Source organism: Acidovorax sp. M2(2025), from assembly GCF_049330835.1.
Taxonomy (GTDB): Bacteria; Pseudomonadota; Gammaproteobacteria; order Burkholderiales; family Burkholderiaceae_C; genus Acidovorax.
Window position 1 is genome coordinate 1,911,450 of record NZ_CP186262.1, and the last position, 14,790, is coordinate 1,926,239.

Genomic DNA, 14,790 nt, shown 5'->3' on the forward strand with positions numbered 1-14,790 from the left:
GGCCGTTGCTGTTTGCGCGGCGGCGGCCGCCTGCCGGGGGCGCCGCACGGGCACATCACCCGTTTGCGAAAGCCGGCCGCGCCCGCCGCGCGGCGTCTGCGGGGGCTCTGTGACCCTCTCCTTCGAGGCCGCCCTGCAAGCCTTTGCGCCCGAGCTGCCCCTGGCCGTGGGCCTGAGCGGCGGGGCCGATTCCACGGCGCTGCTGCTGGCCTGCGCCCGCCGCTGGCCGGGCCAGGTGCGCGCTCTCCATGTGCACCACGGGCTGCAGGCCGCGGCCGATGGGTTTGAGCGCCACTGCGCGGCCTTGTGCGAATCGCTGCAGGTGCCCCTGACCGTGCAGCGCGTGGATGCCCGCGGCCTGCCCGGCCAAAGCCCCGAAGATGCGGCCCGCCAGGCAAGGTACCAGGCTTTTGATGCTGTAGTGCAGGCCAGTAAAGCGCAGGCAGCTATCAAATCAGTAGCAATTGCGCAGCATGCCGACGACCAGGCCGAGACGTTGCTGCTCGCCTTGTCGCGCGGGGCGGGGGTGGCGGGGCTGGCCGCCATGCCCGGCCGGTGGCACCGCGCCGGCGTGGTCTGGCACCGGCCCTTGCTGCGGGTGGCTGGCGCCGACGTGCGGCGCTGGCTGCTGGCCCAGGGCGTCGGCTGGGTGGAAGACCCCACCAACAGCGACGAGCGCTATACCCGCAACCGCATTCGCGCCCAACTGCTGCCGGTATTGGACGCAACGTTTCCCGCGTTCCGCGACACCTTCTCGCGGTCCGCCTCGCACGCGGCCGAGGCCAGCGAACTGCTGCACGAGCTGGCCGTGCTGGACCTGGCGCAGGTCGGCCTGCCGCCCACCCTCCAGGCGCTGCAGGCGCTCAGCCCCGCACGCCAAGCCAATGTGCTGCGCCACTGGCTGCGCCAGACCCACCACACCACGCCCACCGCCGCCCAGATGGCCGAACTGCTGGGCCAGATCGAGGCCTGCAGCACGCGCGGCCACCAGATCCGCATCAAGGTCGGGCGCGGCTGGGTGGTGCGCTGCGGCGCCACCCTGGATTGGCGCGATCTCCCGGCGGCGGATGGGGCGGACTCGCCAAGACCGCCTCCAAAATGAGGCATAATGGCGGGATTGGAAACGTGACCGAGTGGCCGAAGGTGCTCCCCTGCTAAGGGAGTATGGGGTGTAGAGCCTCATCGAGGGTTCGAATCCCTCCGTTTCCGCCAACACAGAACCCCAAGTGATGATTCACTTGGGGTTTTTTGTTTTCTATTGCATTGGCATGCCGTGCCAGCGACTGTTTCGCCTGCCAGGTGGAGCCCGAGGCCCGCTCCAGCGACTCTCAAGCCAGGCCGAAGGGGCGCAGATTTACGTCGGCGGCGAAAGCCAGGTGGTCCTGTTTGAGGAACTGTCCGTTGTCAGTGCGCCCCACCCAGCTGATAGGAAGGTCGTCGGCACATCAAGTAAGTCACCTCCACCCAGTGTGCGGACGCTGACTGGGCGGGCGGTCCTCAACCAAATTTGAACAAGATGCCGTGCCCGCCGCGTGGGTACTCCCAGTTCACGTTGGCATGCTCTGAGCAGATGATGCGGCAACTGCCGCATTCCAGGCAGCCGTCCGTGATCAGTGTCACCGTGCCGTTTCCCTCGGCCTTGTAGCATGAGGCTGGGCACACATAGGTGCACGACTTGTCCTGGCAGGTGTTGGTGCAGATGTCTGCGTCCTTGATCTGGATGTGCGGCCGGCCCGCATCGACACGGTACCGATTCTGAAACAGCTTTTCTTCGACATTCACGGCAATCATCGGAAGGCCCTCCAGAGCTTGACGGCGTCGCCCACCAGGCCGGTGAGCGAACGGGTGGATCGGAAGCTGGAGAAGATCTCGCGCTCTTTGGTCGTCTTGTCTATGCCATCGACGGTGAACAAGGTCTTTGCCGCACGGCTGACCAGTTCGGGGTAGGTGGTGAAGAACTGGTTGTTTTGGTGGAAGATCTGTGGCATGTCGCGATACTTGTGCAGATCCTTCATCACAAAGCTCTTGTCGAGTTCAGTTTTGTAGGCCTTGAGTGACTCCTCGCGCATCGGCTTGCCTGCGGCCTTCGCGGCGATGACGGTTTCTGCCGCCAGGCGTCCGGTGGTCATGGCCAGGTTGCTGCCTTCGCGGTGCACTGCGTTCACGAAGCCACCGGAGTCACCGACGATCATCCATCCATTGCCGTAGACCTTGGGCACGGCGTAAAAGCCGCCTTCGGGGATCAGGTGCGCGGCATATTCCTTCATCTCGCCGCCCGCGATCAGCGGAGCGATCGAGGGGTGCTGCTTCATCTTTTCCAGCAGCGCATTGGGCGAGACCTTGTTCGGGTTGCCTTTGAAGTCGCCCAGCATGCAACCCACGCCGATGGTGAGAGACTCCTTGTTGGTATAGAGAAAGCCCGTGCCCATCATTCCGTCGGTGATCTTGCCCACCATCTCGATGACCACGCCTTCTTCCTCGCCGATGTTGAAGCGTTGGCGGATGGTCTCTTCGGGCATGAAGAGAATCTCTTTGACGGCCAGCGCGACGTTGCTGTCCTTGATCTCGCCGTGGAAGCCTGCCTTGCGCGCCAGCGTGCTATTCACGCCGTCCGCCAGGATCACCACGTCGGCGTACACATCGCCGGCCTCGCGGTCACACTGCACCCCGACCACCTGATCGCCATCCAGGATCAGGTGGTTCACCGTGGTCTCGCAGATCAGCAGTGCGCCGGCTTCACGCACTTTGGAGCTGAACCACTTGTCGAACTGGGTGCGGATGATCGTGTAGCGGTTGTAGGGTGGCTTGTTGTAGTCGTCACTTCGGTAGTGGGAGCCGACGAAGCTGTTGTCGTCGAGCACCCACACGCGCTGCTCAATGATGTGGCGCTCCAGTGGGGCGTCTTCCCGGAAGTCGGGAATGATCTTCTCCAGCGCATCGCTGTAGAGGATTGCGCCTTGCACGTTCTTGCTGCCCGGGTATTCGCCGCGCTCAATCTGTAGAACCTTCAGGCCGGATTTGGCCAGCGTATAGGCGCAGGCGTTGCCTGAAGGGCCGGCGCCGACGACGATGGCATCGAATTGGGAGGGTTTTCTCATGGCATTCCCCTGGGGTGGTTGGGATCAGGCGACTTGCTTGCTGCGCCGCGCCAAGTGCTCGGCGAAAGCGCCTGTGAGCGCAGGCAGCACTTGCATCGCATTGCCGACGATGCCGTAGTGCGCGAAGTCGAAAATGGGCGCGTTGGGATCGGTGTTGATCGCGACGATCACGTCCGATGCCTCCATGCCCACCCGGTGCTGGATGGCACCGCTGATGCCTGCAGCGATGTAGAGCTTGGGCCGCACCGTCTTGCCCGTCTGGCCGACCTGGCGCTCAGCTTCGACCCAGCCCGCTTGCACACAGGGGCGGGTTGCGCCGACCTCACCGCCCAGCACACGCGCAAGCTCAAACACCAGCTTGAAGTTTTCGGGGTTTTTCAAGCCTTTGCCACCGCTGACGATCACGTCGGCGTACGGAAGGTTGATGGTGTTGCTCTGGGCATCGGCGATGAAGTCCAGCAGCTTGGTGACGATCTGCGTCTCGACCATGCCCAGGGTGTCCTGGATGATTTCGCCCGTGCGACCCGCCTCGGCGCGCGGCATGGCCATCACACGGGGGCGCACCGTGGCCATCTGCGGCCGATAGGCCAGGGTCATGATCGTGCACAGCAGCGAACCGCCGAAGGTCGGGCGGGTCGCGGCCAGCGCTTTGGAGTTCGGGTCGATGTTCAGTTCGGTGCAGTCGGCGGTCAGGCCGGTCAGCAGCGTGGTGGCCACCGAGCCAGCCAAGTCCCGCCCCATCGATGTCGCACCCAGCAAAAGGATCTCGGGCTGGTACTTGTTGACCAGGTCGGTCAGGCCTTTGGTGAACGGCTCGTTGCGGTAACCTTTGAGCACCGGGTCGTGAATGATGTAGGCCTTGTCTGCGCCGAAGGTGAACGCCTCGGCGGCATACTTTTCCAGCGGCTCGTCGGTGCCCCCGAGCACCACCACGCCCACTGAACTGCCCCGGATGTCGGCGAGCTTGCGGGCCTCGCCCAGCAGTTCCCAAGAGACGCTGTGCACATGACCGCGATCGTGTTCGATGAAAACCCAGACGCCTTGGTAGACCTTCAGGTGTTCGGGCAGTTCGGTGTTGCGGCCAGCGCGTCCGGCGGGGCGTTTGGCGGCTGGGGCTGAGGGTGTAGCGGGAGCGTTCATGCTGCCTCCTTCATGAGCAGATCGGCTTCGAGAGTGGGATGGCGCGTGAATATCTTCTGCAGCAAGTTGAGCGACACGTCGCGCAGCGTGGACGTCTCCAGGTTCAGCATCTCGGCCTTTTCGCTTCGGGGCGTTGGCCCGAACACCTTGCTCACCACGGTGGGCGAGCCCTTGAGGCCGATTTTTTCGAGGTCCTCAATGGCCGCGTCTTCCTTGCTCCACTTGCGCACGGGGTAGGCGGCAGCGTGGATCATGGCCGGCAGGTTGGCAAAGCGCAGTTCGTTGGTGTTCTCCAACATGGTGATCAGGCAGGGCAACGCCGTCTTGAGCACTTGCACGCCGCCCTCGGCGCGGCGCTCCACCGTGATGGTCTGGTTGTCCAGGTCTGTCTCGATGATGCGGGACACATAGGTGAGCAACTGCAAGCCCATGCGCTTGGCAATGCCGGGGCCGACCTGGGCCGTGTCGCCATCGATGGTTTGCTTGCCGGTGAACACGATGTCCACCGCCTGCTCCCGGGCGATCTGGCGGATGCCTGCGGCCAGCGCATACGAGGTAGCCAGCGTGTCTGCGCCCGCAAAAGCGCGGTCAGTGACCAGCACCGCGTCGTCTGCTCCAAAGCTGATGCATTTGCGCAGCGCTTCCTCGGCCTGGGGCGGGCCCATGCAGAGCACGGTGACCCGGCCGCCAAACTTGTCTTTCAGGCGCAGAGCCTCTTCGAGCGAGAAAAGGTCGTAGGGGTTCACGATCGCGGGGACCCCCTGGCGCATGATGGTGTTGGTCACGGGGTGAACCCGAATCTGCGCCGAGTCCGGGACCTGTTTGATGCAGACGACGATGTGCATGGAATTACTCCTTTCAGGCGATGGCGCGTTGCGTTAGCGAGGCTTTGAGGTGGTCTACCGACATATGCTTGCGCCCCCCCGCCTCCTGGAACACCTTGAACACCTTTTCCTGCGCAGGTGTTGAGTTCACGAAGTCGCCGTAGGCCCGGGCGAGCAAGTTGCGGTAGGTGGTGAACAGCGCGATTTCGTCGCCCAGGGGCATTTCGTTCGACTGCTGGCGCAGGTATTGAAAGAAGCGCTTGAGAATGTGCAGCCGGCTCACGTTGACCACGGCCGGATCGAACGGTATGCCAAAAAACTGCAGGAAATCCTCGGCAGAAGAAAGGGCATGGATGCGGGTCAAAAAGTCTTCCATGGTGGTCACTCCGGATGAACGGTCGGGTCGGTGAAGCTGTCGAACGACGGCAGGGCGCAAGGGGCTTCGCACTCACCACAGGCCGCCTCCGCCGCTGTCAGGCCGGCTTGGTCCGCATGAGCGCGTTCGAGTTGGGAGATCCTGTCGAGCGCGCAGGCGAGGGCCTTGCCCACCGGGTCGGGAATCAGGTGGTGGTTGAGGTCAAAGCCATGCGGTGTGCGGCGGCTGGGGACGACCACGCGCCCGGGGATGCCCACCACGGTCGCGCCCGAGGGCACCGCTTCAATCACGACCGAATTGGCCGCCACGCGGGCGCCGTCGCCCACGGTAATGGGACCAAGGATCTTGGCCCCCGCACCCACCACCACGCCGCTGCCAAGGGTGGGATGCCGCTTACCGGGATTCCAGCTCGTGCCGCCCAGGGTGACGCCGTGGTACACGGTGACGTCGTTGCCAATCTCGGCCGTCTCGCCGATCACGACGCCCGCTCCGTGGTCGATGAAGAAACGTTCGCCGATCCGTGCCCCGGGGTGGATATCGACATTGGTGAGCCAGCGGGCTGCATAGGAGAGAAAGCGCGGAAGGAACCGCCAGCCGCGCGACCACAGCGCATGGGCCAGCCGGTGCGCGGCCACGGCTTGCACGCCTGGGTAGATGGTCCAGACCTCCAGACGGTTGCGGGCTGCCGGGTCGCGTTGCAGCACGCATGCCACGTCTTCGCGCACCAAGGGCCACCAGCCAGGCGAGCGCGGGGCAAGAGAGGGGGCCGTTGTCGCCAGCATGGGGTCCTCCGTGGATGTCATGGCGCGGTGCCCGAAAGCACTGCCACGAAGTGCGTTTCAGCGAGGAACCTCTGCAGGTCCTGTGGCGTAGGCTCCCGCTTGGCGTTCATCGCGTGGGTGCGGATACGGCCTAGCAGACGGCTGGTCAGCCCTTCATCGTCCAGCTCAACACCCATCAATTCATAGGCTCTGCGCACAGCCTGGGAACCGGAGTGCTTGCCCAGCACAGTGCGGCGCTCGCGACCGAGTTCGGCCGGATCGAAGCTCTCGTAGGTGCTTGGGTTCTTGAGCAGACCATCGACGTGGATGCCCGACTCGTGGGTGAAGACGGCTTCGCCGACGATGCTCTTGTTGAATGCGACCGGCCGGCCTGAGGCCTGTGCGACCAAGCGAGATATGCCGACCAACGACTGGGTGCGCACGCCGGTTTCTCCGCCATGCAGGTGGCGCACCCCCATCACGATCTCTTCCAGCGCCGCATTGCCGGCGCGTTCGCCCAGGCCGTTGACGGTGGTGTTGGCGTGGGAGGCGCCCGCGCGCAGCGCTGCCAGGGTGTTGGCTGTGGCAAGGCCCAGGTCGTTGTGCGCGTGGATCTCGATTTCCAGGTCAGGCGCTTCTTGCCGCAGCCGCGCGATGGACTCGAAGGTGGAGAACGGATCCAGCACACCCAGGGTGTCGGCAAAGCGTACCCGGGTCGCGCCGCATGCCGCTGCCTGGCGCGCGATCTGTGCCATGAAGGCATGGTCTGCGCGCGAGGCGTCTTCCATGCCGAACGAAACTTGCCGGCCGCTGGCAGCGGCGCGGTCGATGATGCGCGTGACCTGGGCCATGGCTTCTTCGCGCGAGATGCGCAGCTTGTGGCGAAGGTGGATGTCCGAGACGGGCATCGACAGATGAATGATGTGCGCATTGCATCGCAGCGCTGCAGCCAGATCGGATTCGGTCATGCGCCCCCAAACCATCAGGCGAGCGGACAGCCGCTGGGCGGCAATGGCGTTGATGCAGGCAATCTCGTCGTCGCCCATGGCCGGGATGCCGACTTCCATTTCAGGAACCCCTGCGGCCGCCAGTGCAATCGCGATCTTGCACTTCTCGGCCAGCGTGAAGGCAACCCCTGCCGTCTGCTCGCCGTCGCGCAATGTCGTGTCGTTGATGACGAGGTGTTGTGCCATTTCGCTTCAGCCCTTTCGGGAGCCTTAGTGCATAAGGCGTGCCACCCGCTTTGTGTGGGATTTGTGTGGGTTTATGGGGGCAATTTGTCAGGTCTCTGGCGAGCCCTGTCGCGGGGGCCGTCGAGGCTGTCGAAAATGTGCTGTTTCGAACAGCGGGGGAGGGGCGGAGCGGCGGGTGAGCGCGGCGCCGCGCCGCGGGCGCGCGCTGAGTCTTCGCGAGCCCGTAGAGGTCGAAGGAGGCACCGCAGCAGCGGTGCAGAAGACTTAATTTTCCCGCGCGTGGTTGCGCGTGTGCCTGGGAAGCTCAATGACCAGGTCCTCCGCGGGTACCTTTACACAACAGGCGAGGCGGGACTGCGCATCCAAACCCCATGCGTTGTCGAGTTGGTCATTCTCTTCGTCATCCGGCGCGGTCAACGCCGCGCCGCCTTCGCGCACATGCACATGACAGGTGGCGCAGGCGCCTACCATGTCGCAAGCGTGTTCGATGGCCACTCCGGCCTTCAGCAGGCCTGTGCACAACGTCGCCCCGGCCTTGGCTTCAAAGTCGGCCCCCTGGGGGCAAATATCGGGGTGCGGGAGTACGCGAATCGTGGGCATCACAGGCTTTCGAGCGAACGTCCCGCCAACGCCTGCTGTATGGACGCGTTCATGCGCCGTGCGGCAAATTCGCCTGTGGCGGAGGACAGGTGCGCGCTCTGGATGCGAAGTTCCTGCGTGTCCTCATTCGTTTCGAGCACGTCGGCCAATCGGAACATCACGTCGCGAATCGCCTGTGCCTCGCGGGCGTCGAGCAAATGGCCGTCTTGCATCAGCGCGGTCGCGGTCGCGTCGAGCAGGCGCCGCGCATCGATCTGGGCCTCGCGCAGCGAGCGCAGCTGCATGTCTTTTGCCGAGGATCCCATCGCGTCTTGCAGCATCGACGAAATCTGGTCGTTGCCCAGGCCATAGGAGGGTTTGACTTCCACGTGAGCCTCGACGCCCGTTGTCTGTTCGCGTGCGGTCACCGAGAGCAGGCCGTCCGCGTCAATCTGAAAACTCACCCGGATGCGCGCCGCGCCCGCTACCGCCGGGGGAATGCCGTGAAGCACGAAGCGGGCAAGCGAGCGGCAGTCGTTGACCGACTCGCGTTCGCCCTGCACGACATGCAAGCTCATTGCGGTCTGCCCGTCCTTGAAGGTCGTGAAGTCCTGAGCGCGGGCCGTCGGCAGGGTGGAATTGCGCGGAATGATCTTTTCCACCAGTCCGCCCATCGTCTCGATGCCCAGCGACAGCGGGCACACGTCGAGCAGAAGCCAGTCATCGTCCCGGGCGTTTCCGGCCAGCACGTCGGCCTGCATCGCTGCGCCCAGGGCGACCACTTGGTCGGGGTCGATGTCGGCCAGTGGTTCGACACCGAAATAGTCTCGCACCGCATCGCGTGCGACGGGCATGCGGGTCGATCCGCCCACCAGCACGACCCCTGCGATGTCCGCTGTCGACAGGCGGGCATCGCGTAGCGCCCGCTGGGTCACACGCAGGGTCTTGTCGACCAGTGCCTTCGAGAGCTGAGCGAACTTGTCGCGGCTCAGAATGGCCTCCAGAGGCTCGCGCCCCGGCAACATCAGGCGCACCAATGTCGAGCCCTGCGAGGACAGTGCCTCCTTGGCCGCTCGCGATGCGGCCAGCAGCGACCGCTGTGTCGTGGGTGCGAGCGATTCCATTGCGCCCAGGGCGCGCTGCTCGCAGAACCACTCGGCGATCACGCTATCGAAATCGTCGCCCCCCAATGCTGAGTCACCCCCCGTAGCCAGGACTTCGAACACGCCACGAGAGAGCTTGAGCACCGAAACATCGAAGGTGCCGCCGCCCAGGTCATACACCGCGAAAGTGCCTTCTACGGCCTTGTCCAGTCCGTAGGCGATGGCCGCAGCGGTGGGTTCGTTCAAGAGCCTCAGCACGTTCAGCCCGGCCAGTCTTGCGGCATCCTTCGTGGCCTGGCGCTGCGCGTCGTCAAAATAGGCGGGCACGGTGATCACGACACCGGCCAGGGTACCTCCCATGGCCTCCTCGGCGCGCCGCCGCAGCGTGCCCAGAATAGCTGCCGAGACCTGCACGGGCGAGCGTTCGCCCGCCACGGTGTCGATGCCCACCATGCCCGCGTGATCGACGAACCGATAGGGCAGGCCTTTGGACCCACGCAAATCGCTCAACGCGCGGCCCATGAAGCGCTTGACTGAAACGATGGTGTTCTGCGGGTCTTCGGCCTGCTGCTGCTGCGCCGCGTGGCCCACCACGGGGTCGCCGTGCGGCACATAGCGAACGACGGAGGGCAGGAGGAGGGCGCCGCCTGCGTCGGGCAGGGGGCGTGCTTGCGCGCTCTGCACCGTCGCAATCAGTGAGTTGGTGGTGCCCAGGTCGATGCCTGCAGCCAACCTGTGCTGGTGGGGCGCGGCCGCGCGGCCCGGTTCAGCGATCTGGAGCAGGGCCATGGTGTGTTCAGACTGCGAAGCTTTCGCCGCAGCCGCAGTTGTTTTTTGCGTTGGGGTTGTTGAATTTGAAGCCTTCGTTCAGGCCTTCGCGCACAAAGTCCAGCTCCGTGCCGTCCAGCATGCCCAGGCTGAGGGGGTCCACGATGACCTTTACGCCGTGGTTTTCGAAGCAGTGGTCATCTGCGTTCATTTCATCGACGAACTCCAGCGCATAGGCGTAGCCAGAGCAGCCGCTGGTCTTGACGGCCAGTCGCAGGCCCAGGCCCGATCCGCGCTTGGTCAGAGATTTCGCCACGTGCCGCGCAGCGGCGGGTGTCAAGGAAACCGGCATGGCGATCTCCCTTAAACGCTGAACGAAGAGCCGCAGCCGCACGTGGTCTGTGCGTTGGGGTTATGAATGACAAAGCGGGAGCCCTCCAGGCCGTCCTCGAAGTCCACCCGGGCGCCCAGCAGGTACTGCTGACTCATTGCATCGACCACGAGGGAGACCCCTTCGGTCGAGACGACGGTGTCGTCTTCGGCCACCTGGTCGTCGAACACGAATCCGTATGAGAAGCCTGAGCAGCCACCGCCGGTAACGTACAGGCGCAGTTTCAGGGCAGGGTTGCCTTCCTCCTCGATCAGCTCCGCCACCTTGGCGGCGGCCTGCGGCGTGAAGTCGAGCAACACAGGAAGGGCGGGCAGCTCGGTGGCTGTGGCTTCAGATACAGCGGACATGGCATTCTCCACGGTGGGAAGCGGCTCAGCGGCCGCGGGGTTCGCAGGCGTCCTTTTCCACCACCACGTCGGTGCCGGTGGCTGGGTGGCGCGAGCGGTAGTCGGCCACGGCCGCCTTGATGGCGTCCTCGGCCAGGATGGAGCAGTGGATCTTCACGGGCGGTAGCGCCAGTTCTTCGGCGATGGCAGAGTTCTTGATCGCCAGGGCCTCGTCGAGCGTGCGCCCGCGCACCCACTCGGTGACCAGCGAACTCGACGCAATCGCCGAGCCGCAGCCATAGGTCTTGAACTTCGCGTCTTCGATCACCCCCTGCGCATTCACCCGGATCTGCAGCTTCATGACGTCGCCACAGGCGGGCGCTCCCACCATGCCGGTGCCGACGCTCTCATCGTGGGCATCGAACGCGCCGACGTTGCGGGGGTTTTCGTAGTGGTCAACCAACTTGTCGCTGTAGGCCATGGTGTTCTCCGAAGTTCAGGACTGGACGGGGTCAGTGCGCTGCCCACTGGATCGTGGACAGGTCGATGCCGGCCTGCACCATGTCCCACAAGGGGCTCATGCCGCGCAGCCGGTTCACCACCTCGGTGACTTGCGCGATGGTCGCGTCGATCTCTTCGGCGGTGGTAAACCGGCCGATGGAGAAGCGCACCGAGCTGTGGGCCAGCTCGTCGCTGCGGCCCATGGCGCGCAGCACATAGCTGGGCTCCAGGCTGGCCGAAGTGCAGGCCGAGCCCGACGAGACCGCCACGCCCTTAATGCCCATCAATAGCGATTCGCCCTCAACGTAGTTGAAGCTGGCGTTGAGGTAGCCGCAGGCGCGGCGCACCGGATCGCCGTTGAGTTCGACGCATTCCAGCTCGCTGATGCCGGCCCACAGACGTTCGCGCAGCGCGGCAATGCGGGCGTTGTCGCTTTCCATGTGCTCCCGGGCCAGCCAGAATGCCTCGCCCATGCCCACGATCTGGTGCGTGGGCAAGGTGCCGGATCGCATCCCGCGCTCATGACCTCCGCCGTGCATCTGCGCTTCGATGCGCACGCGCGGCTTGCGGCGCACGTACAGTGCACCAACCCCCTTGGGTCCATAGATCTTATGGGCCGAGAGCGACATCAGGTCCACGGGCAGGCGGTCCAGGTCAATGGCCACTTTGCCAGCGGCTTGCGCTGCATCCACATGCAGCAGCGCGCCCTTATCGCGGCAGATCGCCCCCAGGGCTGCAATGTCCTGGATCACTCCGGTTTCGTTGTTCACGAACATGACGGAGGCCAGCACGGTATCGGGGCGCAAGGACGCTTTGAACTGGTCCAGGTCCAGCAGACCGCTGGGCAGCACCGGCAGCACCGTGACCTCGAAACCCTCGCGCTCCAGCTCACGCATGCTGTCGAGCACCGCCTTGTGCTCGGTGGCCACCGTCACCAGGTGCTTTCCCTTGGCCTTGTAAAAGTGGGCTGCGCCCTTGAGTGCGAGGTTGTTGGACTCGGTGGCGCCTGAGGTCCAGACGATCTCCCGGGGATCCGCATTGATCAGGGCGCACACCTGTTCGCGGGCCAGCTCGACCGCTTCTTCTGCGACCCAGCCATAGGCGTGCGAGCGGCTGGCGGGGTTACCGAACTGCCCGGTCAGGTAGGGCCACATCTTGGTTGCGACGCGGGGATCGACCGGGGTCGTGGCGGCGTAATCCAGATAAATCGGCAAGGTTGAGCGGGCGCTGGCGTGGCAGAGGCTGTCGTCCGACATGGCGGGCTCCTGGAAATGCGGTTACAGCCCCTTTTGCAACTTCGATGCCATCCCGTTTTGTTGCTTTATTGGCGGTTGAGCGGCCTGTTGTGTGCGCTTTGTGCCGAGCCAGACGCATGTGCGAGGGTGCGCTTGTCGGGTTTGTTGCAAATGCCTGAAAGCCGGTCTGGGTGAACGGCGGCTGCGGAGGCCGGCGGCACGGTTATTGCACGATCCGGTCAAGGTCGTTGCCTTTGCGGCGGATTCCCTCCGCTGGTGCACCCCGATGACGTCAAAGAGATGGGAGTCCCATCGTGAATACACAACCTCACCTGGTCCGTCGAGAATTGGACGCGGTCTACGAAGTCGGCAAGACCCTGGCTACTTCGCTGGATGTTCACAAGACTTTCCGCGAGGCACTGAATTACCTCACCCATGCCTTCGACTGGCGCCGCGCGTTTGTCGTGATTGCGGACGGCGAAAGCCAGCTGTCAGGCCTGTGTGCCATCGGTTTGACCCAGGCCGAGCAGCAGCGCCTGCATTTTGAATCGGGCGAAGGCATCGTCGGCCGCGTTTTTTCCAGCGGCATGCCGGCCACGGTGCCCGATGTGCGCGCTGAGCCCCTGTTCCTCAATCGCACCGGCGGTGCCGATCAGAGCCCCGGAATCCCCGTGGCCATGCTCGCCACGCCGATTCGCGCCGATCACCGCACGCTGGGGGTGCTCGTCATCGATTGCCTTAACCCCGAGGAGCGGCGGGTGTTTGCCGAAGACTTGCGCTTGCTGCGCATGGTGGCCACGTTGATGGGGCAGTCGCTGCTCCTGCACCGCAGCGTCACCGCTGCCCATGAAACGCTGCAGGACGAGAGCCGCCGCATGCACAAGGCACTGGGCGGGCAGCGCGCGAAGCTTGAGCAGGTGGTGGGCGTGTCCAAGCCCATGCTCAAGGTCTTCGATCAGATTCATCAGGTGGCTCCTTCGCGTACCACGGTGCTGCTGCGCGGCGAAAGCGGCACGGGGAAAGAAGTCATGGCCCGTGCCATCCACAGCCTCTCGCCGCGCGCCAAGGAGCCCTTTGTGGGCGTCAACTGCGCAGCGCTTACGGAATCGCTGCTGGAGAGCGAGCTTTTTGGCCACGAGAAGGGCGCCTTCACCGGGGCCCAGGGCCAGCGCAAGGGGCGCTTCGAAATGGCCCACGGCGGCACGCTGTTTCTGGACGAAATCGGCGACATCTCGGCGGCGTTCCAAGCCAAATTGCTGCGGGTGCTGCAAGAGCGCAGCTTCGAGCGTGTGGGCGGGGGGGCTGCGGTGAAGGTGGACGTGCGGTTGATCCTCGCAACCAACCGGAACCTGGAGCGCATGGTGCAGGCCGGCGAGTTCCGTGCAGATCTTTACTACCGTATCAACGTGGTCAGCATCCAGCTGCCGCCGCTGCGTGAGCGCCGCGAGGACATTCCCGCCATGGCGCAGCATTTTCTCGACCGCTTCAACCGCGAAAACGGCAAGACCACCCGCTTCAGCCCCGAGGCCATGCGCGTGCTGGCCAGCTGCTACTGGCCAGGCAACGTGCGTGAGCTGGAGAACTGCGTCGAGCGCACGGCCACCATGGCGGGCGACAACATCATCACCGACCTGGCCTTCCCATGTCGCGAGAACCGCTGCTTGACGCAGGTGCTCCACCACATTGAGCGTGAAGATGCCGTGCGCCCCAGCCGCCTGGCTGAAATTCCCATCACCGAAGTACCGACAGCTCCGCCGCCACGTCTGCCCACCATCGGTGACGGGGAGTCCGCCGACGCAGGCTTTGGGGAGACGCCGGAGGAGGGCGCTGCAGGCGCCCTGTTGCCGGTCTCGGTCGGCGCCGCAGCAGGCGGCCGTGTGGACGACAAGCCTGACGGCGAGCGCGAGCGCCTGATCTGGGCGATGGAGCGCTGTGGCTGGGTGCAGGCCAAGGCGGCCCGGCTGCTCAAGATCACGCCGCGTCAGATGGGGTACGCGCTGCAGAAGCACGGGATCGAAGTGCGAAAGTTCTGAAGGCATGCGGCGCAGAGCCTGCCAGGCCCTCCAGCGTGCATGACGTCGTCCATTCGAGCGTGAGCCGCACGGCGGATGGTTCGGGCGCAACGCCAGTGGGCTTCTCCCGTCGGGAGGCTGCCGCCAAACCCAAGGCATGCCACGGCCCCAATGGTGGGGCCGGTCCTTGTTTGCCCTCTACGCGCAATGTGCTCTTCGGTCTATGCCGGCCCTCGTTCGAGCGGCGGCGTGGCTTGTCTTGGGCCGCTCCGCTGAGTGCTTGATCTCCATTGAAGCTACGTGCGCCGAGGTGAACGCACGATGCCTGCGGCTGTGTTCAACGGTGGAAGGAGCTGCGATGTTTCGTTTGTCGCATCCCCGACGAACCGTGCGCTACGCGCCGTGAAGTGTACCGGGTGCGACAACGTGAGGCGATGCTAGTTCGTTGATTCATAAGGGAATTTTCGATGGCACGGATTTCGC

The 14,790-nt window shown here is 64.6% G+C and carries 15 protein-coding genes, 1 tRNA gene and 1 pseudogene; 4 read left to right on the forward strand and 13 right to left on the reverse strand.

Features of this window, described 5'->3' with window-relative positions; genetic code table 11:
• Nucleotides 1-109 precede the first annotated feature (109 nt).
• The 3 genes and pseudogenes from tilS to ACOYR3_RS08790 form a co-directional block, all read left to right on the forward strand.
• On the forward strand, nucleotides 110-1,102 hold the full coding sequence (tilS, locus tag ACOYR3_RS08780) for a tRNA lysidine(34) synthetase TilS (RefSeq protein WP_422846063.1): 993 nt from the start codon (nucleotides 110-112) through the stop codon (nucleotides 1,100-1,102).
• Between the two features lie 17 nt (nucleotides 1,103-1,119).
• Nucleotides 1,120-1,212: transfer RNA gene (locus ACOYR3_RS08785), tRNA-Ser, on the forward strand.
• 113 nt (nucleotides 1,213-1,325) lie between these two features.
• Nucleotides 1,326-1,445 (forward strand): annotated as a pseudogene (locus ACOYR3_RS08790) (heat-inducible transcriptional repressor HrcA); the annotation flags it as partial.
• 52 nt (nucleotides 1,446-1,497) lie between these two features.
• On the opposite strand, the gene ACOYR3_RS08795 reads toward ACOYR3_RS08790, so the two are convergent.
• The 13 genes from ACOYR3_RS08795 to ACOYR3_RS08855 all read right to left on the reverse strand — a co-directional run bounded on the left by ACOYR3_RS08795 (nucleotide 1,498) and on the right by ACOYR3_RS08855 (nucleotide 12,316).
• A complete protein-coding gene (locus tag ACOYR3_RS08795; protein WP_422846064.1) occupies nucleotides 1,498-1,791 on the reverse strand; it encodes a ferredoxin family protein in 294 nt (97 codons plus the stop codon).
• Nucleotides 1,788-3,098, reverse strand: coding sequence for an FAD-dependent monooxygenase (locus tag ACOYR3_RS08800; RefSeq protein WP_422846065.1), 1,311 nt, complete (start codon nucleotides 3,096-3,098; stop codon nucleotides 1,788-1,790). The genes ACOYR3_RS08795 and ACOYR3_RS08800 overlap by 4 nt, the downstream gene beginning before the upstream one ends.
• A gap of 24 nt (nucleotides 3,099-3,122) precedes the next feature.
• Nucleotides 3,123-4,238 carry an electron transfer flavoprotein subunit alpha/FixB family protein gene (locus ACOYR3_RS08805; protein ID WP_422846066.1) on the reverse strand — a complete coding sequence of 372 codons (1,116 nt, stop codon included), beginning with the start codon at nucleotides 4,236-4,238 and terminating at the stop codon, nucleotides 3,123-3,125.
• Nucleotides 4,235-5,083, reverse strand: a complete 849-nt coding sequence (locus tag ACOYR3_RS08810) for an electron transfer flavoprotein subunit beta/FixA family protein (RefSeq protein ID WP_422846067.1) — start codon at nucleotides 5,081-5,083, stop codon at nucleotides 4,235-4,237. Before ACOYR3_RS08810 ends, ACOYR3_RS08805 begins: the two co-directional genes overlap by 4 nt.
• A 13-nt stretch (nucleotides 5,084-5,096) precedes the next feature.
• Nucleotides 5,097-5,438, reverse strand: coding sequence for a nitrogenase stabilizing/protective protein NifW (gene nifW / locus ACOYR3_RS08815; protein ID WP_422846068.1), 342 nt, complete (start codon nucleotides 5,436-5,438; stop codon nucleotides 5,097-5,099).
• 5 nt (nucleotides 5,439-5,443) lie between these two features.
• On the reverse strand, nucleotides 5,444-6,220 hold the full coding sequence (cysE, locus tag ACOYR3_RS08820) for a serine O-acetyltransferase (protein WP_422846069.1): 777 nt from the start codon (nucleotides 6,218-6,220) through the stop codon (nucleotides 5,444-5,446).
• A 17-nt stretch (nucleotides 6,221-6,237) separates the two neighbouring features.
• Complete coding sequence (gene nifV / locus ACOYR3_RS08825) at nucleotides 6,238-7,392, reverse strand: homocitrate synthase (RefSeq protein ID WP_422846070.1); 1,155 nt, start codon at nucleotides 7,390-7,392, stop codon at nucleotides 6,238-6,240.
• Between the two features lie 264 nt (nucleotides 7,393-7,656).
• Nucleotides 7,657-7,992 carry a 2Fe-2S iron-sulfur cluster-binding protein gene (locus tag ACOYR3_RS08830; protein ID WP_422846071.1) on the reverse strand — a complete coding sequence of 112 codons (336 nt, stop codon included), beginning with the start codon at nucleotides 7,990-7,992 and terminating at the stop codon, nucleotides 7,657-7,659.
• Nucleotides 7,992-9,863 (reverse strand): Fe-S protein assembly chaperone HscA, encoded by a 1,872-nt coding sequence (gene hscA / locus ACOYR3_RS08835; protein WP_422846072.1) that lies wholly within the window; start codon nucleotides 9,861-9,863, stop codon nucleotides 7,992-7,994. Before hscA ends, ACOYR3_RS08830 begins: the two co-directional genes overlap by 1 nt.
• Before the next feature lie 7 nt (nucleotides 9,864-9,870).
• Nucleotides 9,871-10,194, reverse strand: a complete 324-nt coding sequence (gene iscA, locus ACOYR3_RS08840; RefSeq protein WP_422846073.1) for an iron-sulfur cluster assembly protein IscA — start codon at nucleotides 10,192-10,194, stop codon at nucleotides 9,871-9,873.
• An 11-nt stretch (nucleotides 10,195-10,205) separates the two neighbouring features.
• Complete coding sequence (erpA, locus tag ACOYR3_RS08845) at nucleotides 10,206-10,580, reverse strand: iron-sulfur cluster insertion protein ErpA (protein ID WP_422846074.1); 375 nt, start codon at nucleotides 10,578-10,580, stop codon at nucleotides 10,206-10,208.
• Between the two features lie 25 nt (nucleotides 10,581-10,605).
• Complete coding sequence (gene iscU / locus ACOYR3_RS08850; RefSeq protein WP_422846075.1) at nucleotides 10,606-11,040, reverse strand: Fe-S cluster assembly scaffold IscU; 435 nt, start codon at nucleotides 11,038-11,040, stop codon at nucleotides 10,606-10,608.
• 31 nt (nucleotides 11,041-11,071) lie between these two features.
• A complete protein-coding gene (locus ACOYR3_RS08855; protein WP_422846076.1) occupies nucleotides 11,072-12,316 on the reverse strand; it encodes an IscS subfamily cysteine desulfurase in 1,245 nt (414 codons plus the stop codon).
• A gap of 290 nt (nucleotides 12,317-12,606) precedes the next feature.
• Between ACOYR3_RS08855 and nifA the strand changes: the two genes are divergently transcribed.
• Nucleotides 12,607-14,328, forward strand: a complete 1,722-nt coding sequence (gene nifA / locus ACOYR3_RS08860; protein ID WP_422846555.1) for a nif-specific transcriptional activator NifA — start codon at nucleotides 12,607-12,609, stop codon at nucleotides 14,326-14,328.
• Nucleotides 14,329-14,790: the final 462 nt, after the last annotated feature.